This is a genomic window from Arthrobacter sp. 08Y14 (genome assembly GCF_002929455.1).
GTDB classification, from domain to species: domain Bacteria; phylum Actinomycetota; class Actinomycetes; order Actinomycetales; family Micrococcaceae; genus Arthrobacter_B; species Arthrobacter_B sunyaminii.
Genome location: NZ_PJIX01000001.1, coordinates 1 through 17,472 on the forward strand (window position 1 = coordinate 1; position 17,472 = coordinate 17,472).

The following is a 17,472-nucleotide window of genomic DNA, read 5'->3' on the forward strand; positions in this document are numbered from 1 at the left end:
CGGAAACAACCAGTTCAACCAATTAAAATAATTGGTATCAATAAACTTGGCACACTATTGAGTTCTCAAACAACAGATGCATCCGAAATACTCGGAAAAACAAACAATGTTTTTCTTTTCTCTTCGCTGCAGTGTTTCTTTATTCTATTTCATCCGGACCGTATTAGCAATTCCGCGATATTCGCGGTAATTGGCTGAAACAACCGTTTGAACCCGCCACAAAGCACTCGGATGAAATCCGCTGCTGTGTTTTTGGGCTGTTGCCGGATCCGGGAGCCTTGCCAGCGGAGCATGTCCGCCAGGCACTCACCGGGGCAACTCACTAAACTTTACACAGACTTGCCGGTCCTTGCAAACCGCCGGAGTGTGACCTCCTGCACTCTGCCGGACCCGGACGTCTGCGCTAAATCTGCGCGTTGCCGAACCAACTTCTAATAGTTTGCGACGGAAGTCCAGGTCCCTGCAAGTTCGGCGGCCGTTGTCTCACTCACAGTGGATCGTTGCCCCGCAGATACTGCAGCTGGGCAGCCACTGACAGTTCCGCCGCTCCGCGGACGTTGGCCGGCACATCGGCGTAGACCAGGTCCGCCACCTCGGAAACAGAGGCCCCTTCTCCTGCTTCATCCAGCGCGGCACGAATCTGCTCCAAACGCTCCTGACGGTGGTCCCGGTAGGTCAGGACCACTGTGCTGAGGTCGGAGAGCACAGGCCCGTGCGCCGGAAGCACCGTTGCATGCCCCAGCTCTGACAACCGTTCCAGGCTGGCGAAATAGTCTCCGAGTGTTCCGTCCGGGAAGTCCAGAACTGTGGTGCCGCGCCCCAGGATCGTGTCGCCGGTCAGGACGGATCCGCCCGGCCCGTCGGCGGGAAGGTGGAAACAGACAGAATCCGAGGTGTGGCCGGGGGTGGCCAGGACCGTGATGTCCACTCCCCCGGCATGCACCACTTCACCGTCAGCGAGCGGATCTCCGTCCACGCAGTAGGCAGGGTGGAAGGCACGGACCGGAGCCCCGGTCATTTCGGCGAACCGTACGCTTGCCTCGGTGTGGTCGGGGTGCCGGTGCGTAATGAGGACCAGTTCCACAGTCCCGGCGGAGGCCAGCAGCTGCAGGTGCGCTTCATCCAGGGGCCCAGGGTCCACCACCACCACATGGTCTGAATCCTCGGCAGCAATGACATAGCTGTTGGTTCCCTCCAGGCTCATCGGACCGGGGTTCGGCGCCAGGGCAAAGCGGGTCAGCGGGCTGCTGCGGGTCAGGGTGGTGGTGGACATCGGGTTCCTTTGTTGAGCCGGCGTTTAGGCCAGTCGGGTCAGCCAGCCGTGGGTATCTTCCACGGTGCCGGTCTGGACGCCCAGAAGCTGTTCGCGGATGGACATGGTGACCGGGCCGGCAACGGCGTCGGCCGATCCAATGGTCTCGGTTTCAGTCTTCAGCTCGCCCACCGGCGTGATGACAGCAGCAGTGCCGCACGCGAAGACCTCGGTGATGTCCCCGGAAGCAACGCCGTCGCGCCATTCATCCAGGGTGATCTTGCGTTCCTGGACATTCAGGCCGCGGTCGCGGCCGAGCTGTAGAACCGAGGAGCGGGTAACACCGTGCAGGATGGTGCCCGACAGTGCCGGCGTGACCAGGCTGCCGTCTTTGAAGACAAAGAAGACGTTCATCCCGCCGAGTTCTTCCACGGCGTTGTCATTGGCCGCGTCCAGGAACAGCACCTGCTTGCAGCCGTGCGCCTCGCCTTCCATCTGGGCGATCAGGGAAGCAGCGTAATTGCCGCCGCACTTGGCTTCGCCGGTGCCCCCGATGCCTGCGCGGGCGTACTTGGTGGACAGCCAGATGGAAACGGGCTTCAGCTCGCCGCCGAAGTAGTTGCCGGCGGGCGAGGCGATGACACGGTAGGACACCTCGCGTGCCGGGCGAACGCCGAGGAACGCTTCGGTGGCGATCATGAAGGGGCGCAGGTAGAGCGCGGCGCCGTCGCCTTCGGGGATCCAGTCCGAATCCACCGACACCAGCCGGCGGAGCGATTCCAGGAACAGCTCTTCGGGCAGTTCCGGCAGGGCAAGACGGAGGGCGGAGAGGTTCATGCGGGCGGCGTTGGCTTCCGGGCGGAACGTCCACACCGAGCCGTCGGCATGCCGGTACGCCTTGAGTCCCTCGAAGATTTCCTGGCCGTAGTGCAGCACGGCCGCGGCCGGATCCATGGCGATGGGACCGTACGGTTCAATCCGGGCGTTCTGCCAGGTACCGGTTCCGGTTTCATCGGCCTTGTAGTCGATGACCGCGGTGTGGTCCGTGAAGTAGTCTCCGAATCCGGGGTTGGCCAGTATGGCCGCACGCTCCTGCGCCGACTTGGGGTGGGCAGAGAGCTGCTGGGAGAATTCCAGAGCGCTGACAGACATTTTTCCTCCACGGTGGGCGGCGCGGGCCGTCCGACGAATTGGTTATTGATACTCCCCGAGCTTATGACACCGCTGCGGCTATCGCATTGCCGACTTCCGCCGTCGTACGCGGTTTCCCGGTGCGTGCGGCGAGGTCCTCCTCCACCGCCTGTTCCACGCGGGCGGCTTCTTTTTCCAGCCCGAGGTGGCGCAGCAGCAGTGCCGCGGAGAGGATGGCTGCCGTGGGGTCGGCTTTCTGCTGTCCCGCGATGTCGGGGGCGGAACCGTGCACCGGTTCAAACATGGAGGGAAAGGTGCCGTCCATGTTGATGTTGCCGGATGCTGCCAGGCCGATGCCGCCGGTCACAGCGGCGGCCAGGTCCGTGATGATGTCGCCAAAGAGGTTGTCCGTGACGATCACATCAAAACGTGAGGGATCAGTCACCAGGAAAATGGTGGCCGCGTCCACATGCAGGTAGTCGTGGCTGACCTCGGGGAATTCGACGGCGACGCGTTCCACGGTGCGCTTCCAGAGCCTGCCGGCGTAGACCAGCACGTTGTGCTTGTGCACCAGGGTGAGCTTTTTGCGCGGACGCTCGTTGGCGCGGCGGAAGGCATCCCGGACCACGCGTTCCACACCGTAGGCCGTATTGAGGGAAACCTCGGTGGCAACCTCCTGCGGCGTTCCTTCGCGCAGCACTCCCCCGTTGCCGGTGTACGGGCCCTCGGTGCCTTCGCGGACCACAATGAAATCCACGTTGCCGGGGTTGGCCAGCGGACTGGCGACGCCGGGATAGAGCCGGAACGGACGCAGATTCACGTAGTGGTCCAGGTTGAAGCGCAGCTTAAGCAGCATTTCCCGCTCCAGGAGCCCGGACGGAATGCTCTTATCCCCCGGAGCCGCCCCGACGGCGCCGAACAGGATGGCGTCATGGCCCTTGAGTGCTTCCAGCGTGGAGTCCGGCAGGGTTTCACCCGTGGCCAGCCAGTGCTCGGCGCCGAGCGGATACTCAGTCAGTTCGAGGCGCACGGGGCCGCCGTCCGTCACCGCAAGGAGTACCTTGACGGCCTCGGCAGTAACTTCAGGACCAATGCCGTCACCGGGAATGACGGCCAGGGAAACAGTGGAGGACTCTTCGCTCATGCCGCCATTCTAGGAAGGGTGTCCATATCGCGGGCAAACCGTTCCACATACTGGACGCTTCCGGAGATCAGCCCCTGGCATGAGGACCTGCATGCGGGTCAGGCCCTAAAGTTGTTGTCCATGCTCGTGCACCGCCGAATCCAAGCCTGGCTGCAGGCCAATCCCTTCAAGGTAGACACCACTCTCATGTTTTTCGGTGTCCTCTTTTTTGTGCTTTCGGCAACGGCGGTCGGAAGCACGCATCCGGTATTCGACATCGTCGTGTCCCTGGGCATTGTGGTGCCCCTGGCGTGGCGCCGGACCCGGCCGGTGCTGTCCGGCAGCATCACCGCCTTTTTCTGTTTGGTGCAGGTAATCTTCAGCAGTTTCCCCCTGCCGGCGGACATCGTTGCGCTGGCAACCGTCTATGCCCTTGCCGCCTATGCGCCGCGCTGGGCCAGCCTGGGCGGGCTGGCCCTGGCGCTGGTGGGCGGGGTGCTGTTTGTTATGCGCTACTTCGCCACTCCCTTTGACGGCCCCGGGAGCATGAGCACGGCCATGTTCGTTTTCAACGTCATTGCCATTGACGCCGTGATCCTGGTGGCCTGGACCTTCGGCGATCTGACCCGCACCCGCAGATTGGCCCTCCAGGCACTGGAGGACAGGGCACGGAGGCTGGAGACCGAGCGGCAGCAGGAGCGCGATCTTGCCGCCGCTGACGAGCGGACCCATATTGCCCGGGAAATGCATGACATCGTGGCCCATTCCCTCTCGGTCATCATCACCCAGGCGGACGGCGCCCGGTACGCGAGCGCCCAGGACCGCGAGATTGCCGCCAAGACGCTGGGCACCATCGCTGAGACGGGCCGCGCTTCGCTGCGTGAAATGCGGCGCCTGCTCGGAGTGCTGCGCGGTGACGAACTGGCTTCCACCCGCCCGCTGCCCTCGCTCGCCGACATCGATTCCCTGGTGGATGCGGTCAAGCGAGCCGGTCTGGAGGTGAACGTGCATCGGAGCGGAACCATGCGCCGCCAGCTTCCCGCCGGAGCGGAGCTCACTGCGTACCGGGTCATCCAGGAGTCGCTCACCAACGTGCTCAAGCACGCCGGTCCCTCGGTGCGGGCGGACGTGGATCTGGAGTGGACGTCCCGCGGCCTGGAGGTCCGGGTATTCGACGACGGACGCGGCGCCGGAGCGGATGCCCCGCCGCCGGCTCCCCCAGCCGCCGGTTCCGGCCAGGGCATCAATGGCATGACGGAACGGGTGGCCCTCTACGATGGAAAACTGGTGGCCGCACCCGCAGTCGGCGGAGGATTCCGCGTTACCGCATTCATTCCCTATACGGAGGCCTGAGCATGACCGGCACCCTGTCCAACCCTTCCGGCAGCGACATCCCCGATCCCGCCCCCATCCGGGTGGCCCTGGTCGATGACCAGCAACTGGTCCGCGGCGGCTTCAAGATGCTGATCAATTCCCAGCCCGACCTGACCGTGGTTGCGGAGGCAGGCAACGGTGAGGAAGCGGTGCGTGTGCTTTCCGCCGTGCGCGCCGACGTCGTCCTCATGGACGTGCGCATGCCCGGGATGGACGGCATCGAGGCAACCTCCCGGATCCTGGAGCGGGCGGCGGCGCAGCCCAAGGGATCCAGCGACGCCGAGCTCAAGGTGGTGGTGCTGACCACCTTCGACCTGGACGAGTACGCCCTGTCCGCGATCCGCGCAGGAGCCAGCGGTTTCCTGCTCAAGGACGCCCCGCCGGAAGAACTCCTCGACGCCATCCGCACCGTGTACCGCGGCGACGCGGTGATTGCGCCGTCGACCACCCGCCGGCTGCTGGACCATGTGGCGCCCCTGCTCCGCGAGCCCACCGCCGAGGTCAGCCGGCATGCGGCCGATGTCGAACGCCTTACCCCCCGCGAGCGCGAAGTCTTCGGACTGATCGCGCAGGGGCTCTCCAATCCGGAAATCGCCGCGCACCTGTTCCTCTCCGACGCCACAGTGAAAACGCACGTGGGCCACATCCTGGCCAAACTCGGCGCCCGGGACCGCGTGCAGGCTGTGGTGATCGCCTACGAGACCGGTATCGTCGCACCGTAGACAGGGGTGCCCCGGCGCCCCGGAGCTAGGGAGGCTGCCGTGTCCGCTGAAGCCGACGTCCGTTCCTTCTGCCTTGGCCTGCCCGGCGTCACCGAACGGCTCAGCTGGCAGCAGCCCGCGTGGTTTGCCCGCACGCTCATGGCCCGCATGTGGGAAGACGGCGTGCTGACCGTCAAGACTCCGGAACGGGACGCCCTCGCGGGCACCAACCCGGACACCTTCTTTTGGACGCCGCACCACGACCGTTCCCCGCTTTTGGTGCTGGTGCGGCTGGACCGGGTGGACCGCGGTGAACTGGAGGAACTGCTGCTGGAGTCCTACCGGCTGGCAGGACCGCTTCCACCCACGGTATGAGAAGGAGGACGGCCGATACCCGCCCCTCCTCCGATGCCGCGGCAGCCGTTCGGAAATAGCGTAGTCGGTATGACAACCCTTACTGAGAAATCTTCCGTGCCCGGCGGCACCACGGCCGCCGCTGCCGCCCGGTCCCTGAACAAGACCTATGGCTCCGGGGACACCGCGGTCCACGCGCTGGCCAACGTTGACGTCACCTTTGACGCCGGTACTTTCACCGCCATCATGGGACCGTCCGGATCCGGCAAATCCACCCTCATGCACTGCCTCGCGGGACTCGACACGGCTGACTCGGGCAGGATCTGGATCGGGGACACGGAGATCACCTCGCTCAAGGACGCCGAGCTAACCCGCCTGCGCCGCGACAGCGTGGGCTTTGTATTCCAGTCCTTCAACCTGGTGCCCACCCTCACGGCCGAGCAGAACATCACGCTGCCCGTGGCCCTGGCCAACGGCAAGGTGGACTCCTCATGGCTGGATTACATCACGGAGACCCTGGGCCTGACCGGCCGGCTCAAGCACCGCCCCCACGAGCTCTCCGGCGGGCAGCAGCAGCGCGTCGCCGTCGCCCGCGCCCTGCTGACCCGCCCTCATGTGGTCTTCGGTGACGAGCCCACCGGAAACCTGGATTCGAAGTCCGGCGCCGAGGTACTCTCCCTGCTGCGCCGCTCCACCCGGGAAATGGGCCAGAGCATCATCATGGTCACCCATGATCCGGTGGCTGCTTCCTACGCAGACCGCGTGGTCCTGATGAACGACGGCGCACTGGTGGGCGAACTGGCCAACCCGACGCCGGAGACCGTGCTCGCTGCCCTGACCAAACTGGGAGCCTGAGCATGCTGCAGGTAGCCCTGGCGCAGGTGCGCCTCAATGCCCGCCGGTTCATCGCCGTCTCACTTGCCGTGATGATCGCCGTCGGATTCCTGACCGCCACGCTGGTCATCAACTCCTCGTCAAAGGCCTCGCTGACCCAGAGCGTGGGTGAAGGTTTCCGGAACGCGGATCTGATCCTCAACGGCGACCCGTACCGCGCCGACCCGGTGGTGCTGAACGAAGACACCCTCGACGTCGTCAGCAACCTTCCCGGGGTGGAGGGCAGCTACGCCGTTCAGCAGGGGTACGCAAAATTTGGTACGGGCCGGGACACCGTGTTTGCCCAGCTGGACAGCATTCCGGAGCACACACCGCTCTTCCCCGCCGAGGTCATCGACGGTTCGCTGCCGGAATCCGACGGCGAGGTGGCCGTGGACAGCAACACGGCCGAGCGGCAGGGCCTGGCTAAAGGCTCCGTACTGAACCTCACCGGCGGCCCCGATGAAGCTGCCGCAGAGCTGACCGTCACTGCCCTGGTTGCACCCTCCAACGATCCGAACAGTATGGGCACTCCCCAGCTCTATGCCACCGGTGCCACCGCGGCGTTGTTCGCCAACACCGAAGACGGGTTCGACACCATCCAGCTGGCACTGGCCGACGGCGCCAAGGCGGACGAGGTCCGGGCCACCGTGGAGCAGGAGCTTTCAGCCGCCGGCATGGACGAGGTTGTTGTCCGCACCGCCCCGGAACAGACCGACGCCGTGGTAGCCATGTACACCGGCGGAGACGACGCCCTGACCCTGATCCTGCTGGCCTTCGCGGCCGTGGCCGTGCTGGTCTGCGCTCTGGTGGTCTCCAACACCTTCTCCGTCCTGGTGGCCCAGCGAACCCGGGAACTCGCCCTGCTGCGCTGCATCGGTGCGGAACGTTCCCAGATCCGCCGCTCCGTTCTCGTGGAAGCCCTGGTCGTGGGCATCGTGGCGTCAGTTGCCGGTGTCGTGGCCGCCGTGGCTCTGGTGGGCGGCATCGTGGCCTACCTGCAGACCATTCCTGAAAGCGGCTTCGCCACGCTGGCGGTCTCCCCTGTGTCGGTCATTGTTGGGCTGGTGGTCGGCGTCCTGATGACTGTCCTGGCCGCGCTGGTTCCGGCCCGTGCCGCGACCGCGGTTGCCCCGCTGGCTGCCCTGCGGCCTGCCGAAGACGTACGGGCCGGATCAAAACGCGGCCGGGTCCGCCTGATCGCCGGGCTGGTGCTGCTGGCTGGCGGTGCTGCCCTCCTGGCAGCCGGCGCGATGTCCGCGGATCTCCTGGTGGCGCTTCCCGGCGGCATCCTCAGCTTCGTGGGCGTGCTGATGTGCGCCACCCTGTTTGTTCCGTCGCTGGTGCGGACTGTCGGTTCGCTGGCCGCACCGCTGGGGGTCCCCGGAAAACTCGCCGCCGTCAACGCCGTCCGGAATCCCCAGCGCACCTCGGCCACGTCGTCCGCCCTCCTGATCGGCGTCACCCTCGTGACCATGATGATGACCGGAGCCGCAACCGTTCGGACTTCCCTGGACAGTATGCTGGCCGGGGAGTTCCCGGTGGATGTGAGCGTCACCGGGCAGGACCGTGCGTTTACCGCAGCTGATGCGGATGCCGCACGTGCCGTCGAGGGCGTACAGGATGCCGTCCTGGTACCTGTGGCAGGGACCACCGATACGAAAACCTACGGGGCGTATGACGTTTACGCTCTGGACCCTGCCGACGCGGCGAAGGTATTGCAGGATTCCAACCTGGTCCTGGCGGATGACACCATCCTGATGCCGCAGGGCGTCAAGGATGAAACCCTGACGGTTGCCGGGGCAACCTCCAGCGTGGAGCTGAAGGTCCTGGTCTCGGAGGACAAAATGCTGCGTCCGCTGATCACGTCCAACACGGCCGCGGCCCTGGGCGGCCCCGCGCCGGTAGCCGCTTCCGCGGACTACGTTCCGATGCCGCAGCTCTGGCTGTCCGTGGAGGACGGTTTGAATACCACTGCCCTGATCGACCTGCGCGCCGAGCTGGCTGAACGGCTGGACGTGGAGGAGTACACCGTGAACGGCTCCGCTATTGAGCGGGCTGCGTTCGAACAGGTCATCAATGTCCTGCTGATGGTGGTCACCGGGCTGCTGGGCGTCGCCGTGGTGATTGCCCTGGTGGGCGTGGCCAACACGCTGTCCCTGTCTGTACTGGAACGCACCCGCGAATCCTCATTGCTGCGGGCACTGGGCCTGACCCGCGGACAGCTGCGCGGCATGCTGGCGCTTGAAGCCGTCCTCATTGCAGGGGTCGCGGCGCTGATGGGCAGCGTGCTGGGATCGGTGTACGGCTGGCTCGGAGCACAATCGGCGCTGGGCTCCTTTGCCTCCGTGGCGCTCTCACTCCCGTGGCTGCAGCTGCTCGGCGTCCTGGCCGTGGCACTGTTGGCCGGGCTGGCCGCCTCGGTCCTCCCGGCCCGCCGTGCCGCCCGCCTCTCCCCGGTGGCTGGACTGGCCGCCGACTAGCCGCCGCTGCGGGTTCCCGGACCGGTCACGCCGCCCGGGAACTCGCGGCAGGTAGGGTGATCTGACAGGATAGTAAGCAAGCTGATCAGCATGAGTCGAAGGAGTATGAGATGTCCAACCCCGGGGCCGCCTGGAAACCCAAGCATGCATCCCTGTCCGCTTATCTGGATGACCATCTGCTGGGCGCTGAAACCGGGGTTCGGTTATTCAGCGCAGCCCGCCGAACCTGGGAAGGGTCCGAGTATGAGCAGACCTTCGCTGACCTGGAATCCGAAATCGCCGGGGAACGGGACGAGCTGGAGCAGCTGATTCTGGCCCTGGGCTACCGGCGGAGCAGGTTCAAGAAGGCCCTGGCGATGGCCGGCGCCGTAACCGGGAAGCTGGGGCCGATCAATCCGCTCAGCACCGGAGGCGGCACCACGGGTCAGTTTGAACTGGAAACCCTGCAGTCCATCGTCCGGGCCAAGGAGTGCCTGTGGCGGACCCTGCTGGCGCTGTCCGCGCACGACCACAGGTTCAATCCGACCCGGCTTCAGGAAATGATCGACATGGCCGGCCGGCAGCAGGATGCTGTGGCCCGGGTGATGGAGGAAACCGCACCGGCCCGGTTCCTGACGGGTACCCTCGCCGCGCATTCCTAAGACTCCAGCGCTGCAACCAACGAAAGAGTGCCCTTTTGACCAGGTCAGAAGGGCACTCTTTCGTTGGTTAATCCGAGTGTTTGACGGTCGCGTTACTCGGCCGGTTCCTCGTACTTCGGGAAGATCGGCGCGGGAGCCGGCAGCGGTGTACCCGGGACCAGCGGAGTACCGATCGCGCTGAACCGGCGGGCGGCGTCGTCGTTCTGGCCCAGCACCGTCAGGAGCTTGGCGGCGCTGTCCGGCATCACCGGCTGGATGAGGATGGCCACGATGCGCAGCACCTCCAGTGTCACGTAGAGCACCGTGTTCATTCGCTCGACGTCGGTCTTCCGCAGCACCCACGGTGCCTGCTCGGCGAAGTACGCATTGGTGTCCCCGAGGACCTTCCAGGTGGCTTCGAGTGCACCATGGAAGTCTTGAACGTCGTAGGCCTTGCGGGAGATTTCCAGGAGCTCGCCGGCGGCGGCCAGAATGGCTTCGTCCTCAGCGGTAAAGTTCCCCGGCTGCGGAACGGCCGCACCGCAGTTCTTGGCCACCATGGACAGCGAGCGCTGGGCCAGGTTGCCCAGATTGTTGGCCAGGTCCGAGTTCATCCGGCCCACCACGGCCTCGTGGCTGTAGGAGCCGTCCCCGCCGAAGGGCACCTCGCGCAGCAGGAAGAACCGCACGGAGTCCAGGCCGTACTGGTCCGCCCATTCCTTGGGCGCCACCACGTTGCCCAGGGACTTGGACATCTTCACGCCCTTGTTGTGCAGGAACCCGTGAATCATGACGCGCTTGGGCAGTTCCAGGTCCGCGGACATGAGGAACGCGGGCCAGAAGATGGCGTGGAAACGCGAGATGTCCTTGCCGATGACGTGGACGTCAGCCGGCCAGTACTTCTGAAAGGACTCCGACTCGGTGTCCGGGAAGCCGACGCCGGTGAGGTAGTTCGTGAGGGCATCCACCCACACGTACATCACGTGCTCCGGGTTGCCCGGAACCGGAACGCCCCAGTCGAAGGTGGTGCGGGAAATCGACAGGTCCTCGAGGCCGCCCTTGACGAAGCTGATGACCTCGTTGAACTTGGACTGCGGCGCGGCGAAGGTCGGCTGGGCCTCATAGAGTGCCAGCAGCTTGTCCTGGTACGCGGAGAGGCGGAAGAAGTAGCTCTCCTCCTCGGTCCACGTCACCTCGGTGTCCGTCTCCTTCGAATACCGGATGCCGTCTTCGCGGACTTCGGTTTCATCGTCCGTGTAGTAGGCCTCATCCCGGACCGAGTACCAGCCGGCGTACTTGGAGAGGTAGATGTCACCCTTCTCCTCCATCCGCTTCCAGATGGCCTGCGCCGCGGCGTAGTGGTCCTTATCCGTGGTGCGGATGAAGCGGTCATGGGAAATGTTCAGGTCCCGGCTCATCTGCTGGAACGCTGAGGAGTTGCGGTCGGCCAGCTCCTTGGCGGTGATGCCTTCCTTGTCCGCCGACTGCTGCATCTTCAGGCCGTGCTCATCGGTGCCGGTCATGAAGAAGACGTCGTAACCGTCCAGGCGCTTGAAGCGGGCCATGGCGTCGGTGGCGATGGCCTCGTAGGCATGGCCGATATGGGGCACTCCGTTGGGATAGGAGATGGCCGTGGTGATGTAGAACGGGGTCTGGGAATCGGAAGAAGTCACATAAGAAAATTACCTTGTTTCGCCTGCGCTTGTCGCTTCGGTCCTTTCAAGCCTCGATGCCGGAGCGCGCCTGCCGGGCGGCACCGCGGCGTTCGGCCCTTGTTTGATACCCCGGAGTATCGAACCTGGCGTAATAACCCAGGCCGAGAAGGGCGAGGGTGTAAAAACAGCTGATGGTGCAGGCAGTACCGACAACGGCCCGGTACGGCAGCCAGGAGTCCCCCTGGGGCAGGATGGCGAACTCCGCCCCGATGCACGCTGCAAGCAGGACCGCGAGGAAAAGCTCCGCCGTCATCCTCAGCTTTCGTTGCCGGTGGCGCGGGGAAAGCAGGAGCAGCAGGGGCGCGACGGGCATAAGCCATACCGCTTCATTGATCCAGACGGTGGCGACCAGCAGAAACGCCGCCACTCCACTTCCGGCATAGAGCAGGACGAACTTCCAGCCCTTCGGCAATCCGCCCCGAACCCCGTAAAGAGCCGTCAACAATGCCCAGGGCGGGAGAGCAGCGTGCACGAGTTCCATGGGACCGGACGGGATCAGCCACAGCAGCAGGGCTGACGGAACCAGGTAAACCGCCAGCCGAACTCCCACGGAAGGCGGGCGGATGGGTGCAAAAACCATCAGCCCGGTCAGGAGCACTGCCAGGGCAAACACCAGACGGTAGACCTGAAATTCAGTGCTCCGGCTGTCCAGTCCGGAAAAGGCCAGCGTGTTGATGAAGACGGCGGTATAGACGCCAATTCCCACCAGCAGCAGGGAGGCCATGGTCCAGGACCGCTCGAGCGGTGTTGCGGCTTGCTCCGCCGGAAGCTGTGACATGGGCCCAGTCTAGGTGCGTTCAGGGCAGACTACCGGGGCATCCAGCGGCCCCTGGCTAAGGCTCAGCGTCCAGTACACCCGTCAGCACCGGGCCTGTCGCCGCAAGCCCCGCGCGCACCAGCGCCACCCCGGCTGCAACCGACGCCGCCAGGAAGATCATGGACACCGGCGCGAACAGCACCGCGGCTCCGGTGAGCGGGAAGAGCAGCAGGGCAGGCACCGCCGTGGACACCACGCTCACCAGCAGAAGCGGCTGCATGACGGCTCCAATGCGGGCATCGTCTATGACGCTGCGCGGCATCCCCATCCGGTCCAGGCTGCGGTACAGGTCCGCACGGTCCAGCACGGTGGCGGCCTGGTTGATGCCGGCCGAGCAGGCGACCATGAGGAATCCGGCAACCACGGTGATCAAAACGCCTGTCATCACGTCCCCGGGCAGGAAATCCTCAGGTCCCTCCGTCTGCACCCCCTGCAGGACCGAGGCACCCGCTCCGGCAACGACGGCGGTGAAGCACACCATGGACAGTGCGCTGACCTGCCGCCAGGCCGCTTTGGGCGCGTCCAGCACAATCCGGGCAGCAAGCAGGGCCTGCGGCGTTGCCGCCCGGCGCAGCCGTCGGCGTGCCGAGACAGCCACCAGCCACGGCCCCACCAGGTTCAGGACCGCCAGCCCGGCGGCAAAGGCACCGAACAGTACGGCCAGTGCCAGGGCGGCCACAGCGATGGGAGTCATCAGAGCCAGGACACAGCCGGCAATGATGACCACGGCTGCGACGGCCCGGCGCCCCCGCACCTTTTGCGGCACGGCACGGGTGCGGACGCCCAGCGGCGAAACCGTCACCCGGCGCAGGCCGACGGCGGAGCTGACCGCGGCCAGGAGCACCACCGCCAGCACCGTTGCGGCACCGGCCGCCGGGTGCAGCCAGTAGGCGGTGCCCAGCGCTGCTCCGCGGAAATGAATCAGCTGGACAAACGGCGCGAGCACCAGATAGCCGGCCACGCCTCCCAGGGCACCCGCGAACGCCTGGGCACTGGCCTCCAGCACCGTCACCCGGCGGACCGTCTTCGCGGAAGCACCCAGCAGGCGCAGGGTTGAGAGGTGCTCGTCGCGGCGGCGGGCGGAGAGCCGCGCAGCCGAACCTCCCAGTGTGATCAGGGGCAGCACCAGGAGGATGAAGGCAAAGCACGCCAGCAGCAGGTACAGGTCCCCCTCCTCGTCCCCCCACTGCAGGAAGGACAGGGCACCGGCGAGGACCGTCAGCAGCAAGGTGGTGACCACGGCGAAGGACGCGGCCGGCAGCAGCGCGGCTGTCCGTCCGGCGGTACCGGGGCGGTTCAGCAGCCAGGTAATACGCAGGGGTACGGCCAGCGGAGAGGAGTCCACTGCGCGGATCAGAGCGGAGGCCACGGCGCTCATCGGCGGATTCCCGCGGCACCGGAAGTGTCCGCCACCACGACGCCGTCGGCCAGGGTGATGATCCGGCTGCACCAGCGGGCAACGTCGGAATCGTGGGTGACAACCACCAGGGCCCGTCCGGTTCCCTGCACCGTTTGCAGCAGCTGTCCCATGACTTCTGCTGAAGTGCGGGAGTCCAGGGCGCCCGTGGGTTCGTCAGCGAACAGCATCCGGGCGCCGGTGACCTGCGCCCGGGCGATGGCTACCCGCTGTGCCTGTCCCCCGGAAAGCTCACCGATCCGCCGTGCCTCCATGCCGGCAAGTCCCAGGGCAGCCAAGGCAGCGGCGGCAGAATGCTCGGCCTGCCGGCGGTCCGTGCCGTCAAGCATGAGGGCGAGGGCCACGTTCTCTCCCGCGGTGAGCTCGGGAATCAGCAGTCCCTGCTGGAACACGAATCCGAACTCCCGCCGGCGCAGGGCGGACCGGGCGTCGTCGTTCAGGGCTGTGACCTCGATCGGCAGCGCGGTATCCCTGAACAACCGGACCCGTCCGGCGTCGGGCGAGATGATGCCGGCCAGGCAGTGCAGGAGCGTGGTCTTTCCGGATCCGGAGGCTCCCATGACGGCGAGGGACTCACCGGGGCGGACAGTGAGGCTGACCCCTGCCAGGGCCGGAGCGCCGTCATACGTCTTTACAAGGTTCTCGGCCGCCAGCAGGGGCGCACCGGACATGGATGCAGTCATGCCTCCATGTTGTCCCGCCGCGGGTAGGCGGCGCCTCGGAGCCCGGCATGAACTCCGAGCCAGGCGCCTCCTACCCTGGGCGGACCCGGCAGGGCTGTTAGCCCTGCAGGTCAACCTCGCGGACCACGGTGGCACCGATTTCGGTGCGCAGCGTTTCCAGCACGTCCTGCGGAACGGAGGAATCCACGGTCAGCAGTGACAGGGCCTGGCCGCCCTCGGTGTTGCGGGCCACCTGCATGCCGGCAATGTTGATGTTCTTCTCCCCCAGGACCCGGCCCAGGGCGCCGATGACGCCGGGGCGGTCAGCGTAGATGAGCACCAGCAGGTGCTCACTGATCGGGATCTCGAGGTCATAGCCGTTGACGCCCACAAGCTTTTCGATCTGCTTGGGCCCGGTCAGGGTACCGGCGACTTCCAGCTGGGTGCCGTCCGAGAGGGCGCCGCGGATGGTCAGTACGTTGCGGTAGTCATCCACATCGGGGGTCTTGAGCAGACGGACCTCGATGCCGCGCTGCTCGGCCAGGACCGGAGCGTTCACGTAGGAGACCTGCTCGGAGACGATGTCCGTGAAGATGCCCTTGAGTGCTGCCAGTTCCAGGGCCTTGACGTCCAGCGCGGCGATCTCGCCGGCCACCTCAATGTCGATGGCGGTGACGGAGTCGGAGGAGAGCGCGGTGAAGATGCGTCCCAGCTTTTCGATCAGCGGGATGCCCGGGCGGACGTCCTCGGCAATGATGCCGCCGGCCACGTTCACGGCGTCGGGCACCAGTTCGCCGGCGAGGGCCAGACGGACCGATTTGGCGACGGAGACGCCGGCCTTTTCCTGGGCTTCCTCGGTGGAGGCGCCCAGATGAGGGGTGACAATGACGTTGTCCAGGGCCTGGAACGGCAGGTCGGTGGAGGGTTCCTTCACGAAGACGTCCACACCGGCACCGGCGATCTTGCCCTCGGTCAGCGCGGTGTAGAGGGCATCCTCATCCACCAGGCCGCCGCGGGCCACGTTCACCACGTAGGCGGTGTCCTTCATCTTGTCGAAGGCCTCGGCGCCGAGCATCCCCACCGTCTCGGGGGTCTTGGGCATGTGGATGGTGACAAAGTCAGCCTGCTCCAGCAGCTCGTCCAGCGTCACTAGGCGGACATTCAGCTGGGCGGCGCGGGCCGGGGTGATGTACGGGTCATAGGCGAGGATTTCGGTGCCGAAGCCCTGCAGCCGGGCGGCCACCAGGGCGCCGATGCGGCCCAGGCCGATGATGCCGATCTTCTTTTCGAACAGCTCAATGCCGGAGTACTTGGAGCGCTTCCACTCGCCGCCCTTGAGGGCTGCGCTGGCCTGCGGAATGTGGCGGGCCAGGGAAAGGATGTGGCCGACGGTCAGTTCCGCGGCGGAGATGATGTTCGACGTCGGGGCGTTGACCACCATGACACCGGCCTGGGTGGCGGCCTTGATGTCCACGTTGTCCAGGCCGACACCGGCCCGGGCAATGACCTTGAGGTTCTTCGCGGCGGCGATGGCTTCGGCATCCACCTGGGTGGCCGAGCGCACCAGGATGGCATCCACGTCCGCAATGGCGGAGAGCAGCTGCGTCCGGTCCGCTCCGTTGGTGGAGCGGATTTCGAAGTCCGGGCCCAGGGCCTGGACCGTGGCCGGGGAAAGTTCTTCCGCAATGAGTACGACGGGCTTGGTGGCTGTCACCGGTGACCTCTTTAGCTGTGGTGGATTCTGGTGGGGATCTTGGTGAAACCCTTTTCTGCGCAAAGAGGCCGGACCCGTTCAACCGGGCCCGGCCTCTTTACCGAAACGGCTTGCTCTTGCGAGCTTATCGTTTCGCTGTTGGGCGCACTCAATCGTGTGCCCTGTGTTACCGGCAGGTTACCGGCCTCCGTTTAGCGGGATCTGCCTAGCGGGAGACGGAGCCTTCGGTGTAATCGTCGTCGGACTTGATCCAGGAGAAGAGCTTGCGCAGTTCGCGGCCGGTGGCCTCGATCGGGTGGTCTTCGCCCTTCTGGCGCAGTGCCTTGAACTCCGTAGCGTCGGCGTCCTGGTCATCGATGAAGCGCTTGGCGAAGGCACCGTTCTGGATGTCCGCCAGGACGGCCTTCATGTTTTCCTTCACGCTCTCGTCAATGACGCGGGGTCCGGAAACGTAGTCGCCGTACTCGGCGGTGTCCGAAACGCTCCAGCGCTGCTTGGCGATGCCGCCTTCGACCATCAGGTCAACGATGAGCTTGAGCTCGTGCAGCACCTCGAAGTACGCGACCTCGGGCTTGTAGCCGGCTTCGGTCAGGGTCTCGAAGCCGTACTGGATCAGCTGTGATGCACCGCCGCAGAGGACAGCCTGCTCGCCGAAGAGGTCCGTTTCGGTCTCTTCGGTGAAGGTGGTCTCGATGACGCCGGCGCGGGTGCCGCCAATGGCCTTGGCGTAGGACAGGGCCAGTTCCTTGGCCTTGCCGGAGGGGTTCTGCTCGACGGCGATGAGGTCGGGAACACCGCGGCCGGCTTCGAATTCGCGGCGCACGATGTGGCCCGGACCCTTGGGGGCAACCAGCGCGACGTCGACGTCCGCCGGCGGCTGGATGTAGCCGTAGCGGATGTTGAAGCCGTGGCCGAAGAACAGGGCGTCGCCGGCCTGCAGGTTCGGGGCGATCTCCTCGGCGTACACGAAGCGCTGGACCTGGTCCGGGGTGAGCACCATGATGAGGTCAGCTTCGGCAACGGCGTCTGCAACGCTAAGGACACGCAGGCCCTCAGCTTCGGCCTTGGCGCGGGACTTCGAGCCTTCCTTGAGGCCAACGCGGACGTCAACGCCGGAATCGCGCAGGCTGAGAGCGTGGGCGTGGCCCTGGCTTCCGTAGCCGATGACCGCGACGGTACGTCCCTGGATGATGGACAGGTCGGCGTCGTCGTCGTAATACATGTCAGTCACAGTGT

Annotated in this window: 15 protein-coding genes; 6 read left to right on the forward strand and 9 right to left on the reverse strand. The window is 65.6% G+C overall.

The window, feature by feature from the left end:
* Nucleotides 1-487: 487 nt before the first annotated feature.
* The 3 genes from CXR03_RS00005 to CXR03_RS00015 all read right to left on the reverse strand — a co-directional run bounded on the left by CXR03_RS00005 (nucleotide 488) and on the right by CXR03_RS00015 (nucleotide 3,527).
* Nucleotides 488-1,273: an MBL fold metallo-hydrolase gene (locus CXR03_RS00005; protein WP_104101128.1), complete on the reverse strand. Its 786-nt coding sequence runs from the start codon at nucleotides 1,271-1,273 to the stop codon at nucleotides 488-490.
* Between the two features lie 24 nt (nucleotides 1,274-1,297).
* Nucleotides 1,298-2,404: a branched-chain amino acid aminotransferase gene (locus CXR03_RS00010; RefSeq protein WP_104101129.1), complete on the reverse strand. Its 1,107-nt coding sequence runs from the start codon at nucleotides 2,402-2,404 to the stop codon at nucleotides 1,298-1,300.
* Nucleotides 2,405-2,465: 61 nt separating this feature from the next.
* Nucleotides 2,466-3,527, reverse strand: a complete 1,062-nt coding sequence (locus tag CXR03_RS00015) for a 3-isopropylmalate dehydrogenase (protein WP_104101130.1) — start codon at nucleotides 3,525-3,527, stop codon at nucleotides 2,466-2,468.
* A 120-nt stretch (nucleotides 3,528-3,647) separates the two neighbouring features.
* On the opposite strand from CXR03_RS00015, the gene CXR03_RS00020 reads away from it, so the two are divergent.
* The 6 genes from CXR03_RS00020 (at nucleotide 3,648) to CXR03_RS00045 (ending at nucleotide 9,932) form a co-directional block, all read left to right on the forward strand.
* Complete coding sequence (locus tag CXR03_RS00020) at nucleotides 3,648-4,859, forward strand: sensor histidine kinase (protein WP_104101132.1); 1,212 nt, start codon at nucleotides 3,648-3,650, stop codon at nucleotides 4,857-4,859.
* Nucleotides 4,860-4,861: 2 nt separating this feature from the next.
* Nucleotides 4,862-5,602, forward strand: coding sequence for a response regulator transcription factor (locus CXR03_RS00025; RefSeq protein ID WP_181034452.1), 741 nt, complete (start codon nucleotides 4,862-4,864; stop codon nucleotides 5,600-5,602).
* Between the two features lie 39 nt (nucleotides 5,603-5,641).
* Entirely contained in the window at nucleotides 5,642-5,956 is a 315-nt protein-coding gene (locus CXR03_RS00030; protein ID WP_104101133.1) for an MmcQ/YjbR family DNA-binding protein, read from the forward strand.
* Nucleotides 5,957-6,025: 69 nt separating this feature from the next.
* Nucleotides 6,026-6,790, forward strand: a complete 765-nt coding sequence (locus CXR03_RS00035; RefSeq protein WP_104101135.1) for an ABC transporter ATP-binding protein — start codon at nucleotides 6,026-6,028, stop codon at nucleotides 6,788-6,790.
* 2 nt (nucleotides 6,791-6,792) lie between these two features.
* Nucleotides 6,793-9,291 carry an FtsX-like permease family protein gene (locus CXR03_RS00040; protein WP_104101136.1) on the forward strand — a complete coding sequence of 833 codons (2,499 nt, stop codon included), beginning with the start codon at nucleotides 6,793-6,795 and terminating at the stop codon, nucleotides 9,289-9,291.
* 110 nt (nucleotides 9,292-9,401) lie between these two features.
* A complete protein-coding gene (locus CXR03_RS00045; RefSeq protein ID WP_104101139.1) occupies nucleotides 9,402-9,932 on the forward strand; it encodes a hypothetical protein in 531 nt (176 codons plus the stop codon).
* 92 nt (nucleotides 9,933-10,024) lie between these two features.
* Here the strand turns inward: CXR03_RS00045 and metG are convergent, their stop codons facing one another.
* The 6 genes from metG to ilvC form a co-directional block, all read right to left on the reverse strand.
* Nucleotides 10,025-11,584, reverse strand: coding sequence for a methionine--tRNA ligase (gene metG / locus CXR03_RS00050; protein ID WP_104101140.1), 1,560 nt, complete (start codon nucleotides 11,582-11,584; stop codon nucleotides 10,025-10,027).
* 46 nt (nucleotides 11,585-11,630) lie between these two features.
* Entirely contained in the window at nucleotides 11,631-12,404 is a 774-nt protein-coding gene (locus CXR03_RS00055; protein ID WP_104101142.1) for a hypothetical protein, read from the reverse strand.
* Nucleotides 12,405-12,459: 55 nt separating this feature from the next.
* Nucleotides 12,460-13,821, reverse strand: coding sequence for an FtsX-like permease family protein (locus CXR03_RS00060; RefSeq protein ID WP_104101144.1), 1,362 nt, complete (start codon nucleotides 13,819-13,821; stop codon nucleotides 12,460-12,462).
* Nucleotides 13,818-14,543: an ABC transporter ATP-binding protein gene (locus tag CXR03_RS00065; protein WP_104101146.1), complete on the reverse strand. Its 726-nt coding sequence runs from the start codon at nucleotides 14,541-14,543 to the stop codon at nucleotides 13,818-13,820. Before CXR03_RS00065 ends, CXR03_RS00060 begins: the two co-directional genes overlap by 4 nt.
* Nucleotides 14,544-14,640: 97 nt before the next feature.
* Nucleotides 14,641-16,236, reverse strand: a complete 1,596-nt coding sequence (serA, locus tag CXR03_RS00070; RefSeq protein WP_104101148.1) for a phosphoglycerate dehydrogenase — start codon at nucleotides 16,234-16,236, stop codon at nucleotides 14,641-14,643.
* Nucleotides 16,237-16,441: 205 nt separating this feature from the next.
* The gene (ilvC, locus tag CXR03_RS00075; protein ID WP_104052390.1) at nucleotides 16,442-17,467 is read right to left on the reverse strand and encodes a ketol-acid reductoisomerase; all 1,026 of its coding nucleotides are present in this window, start codon (nucleotides 17,465-17,467) and stop codon (nucleotides 16,442-16,444) included.
* Nucleotides 17,468-17,472: the final 5 nt, after the last annotated feature.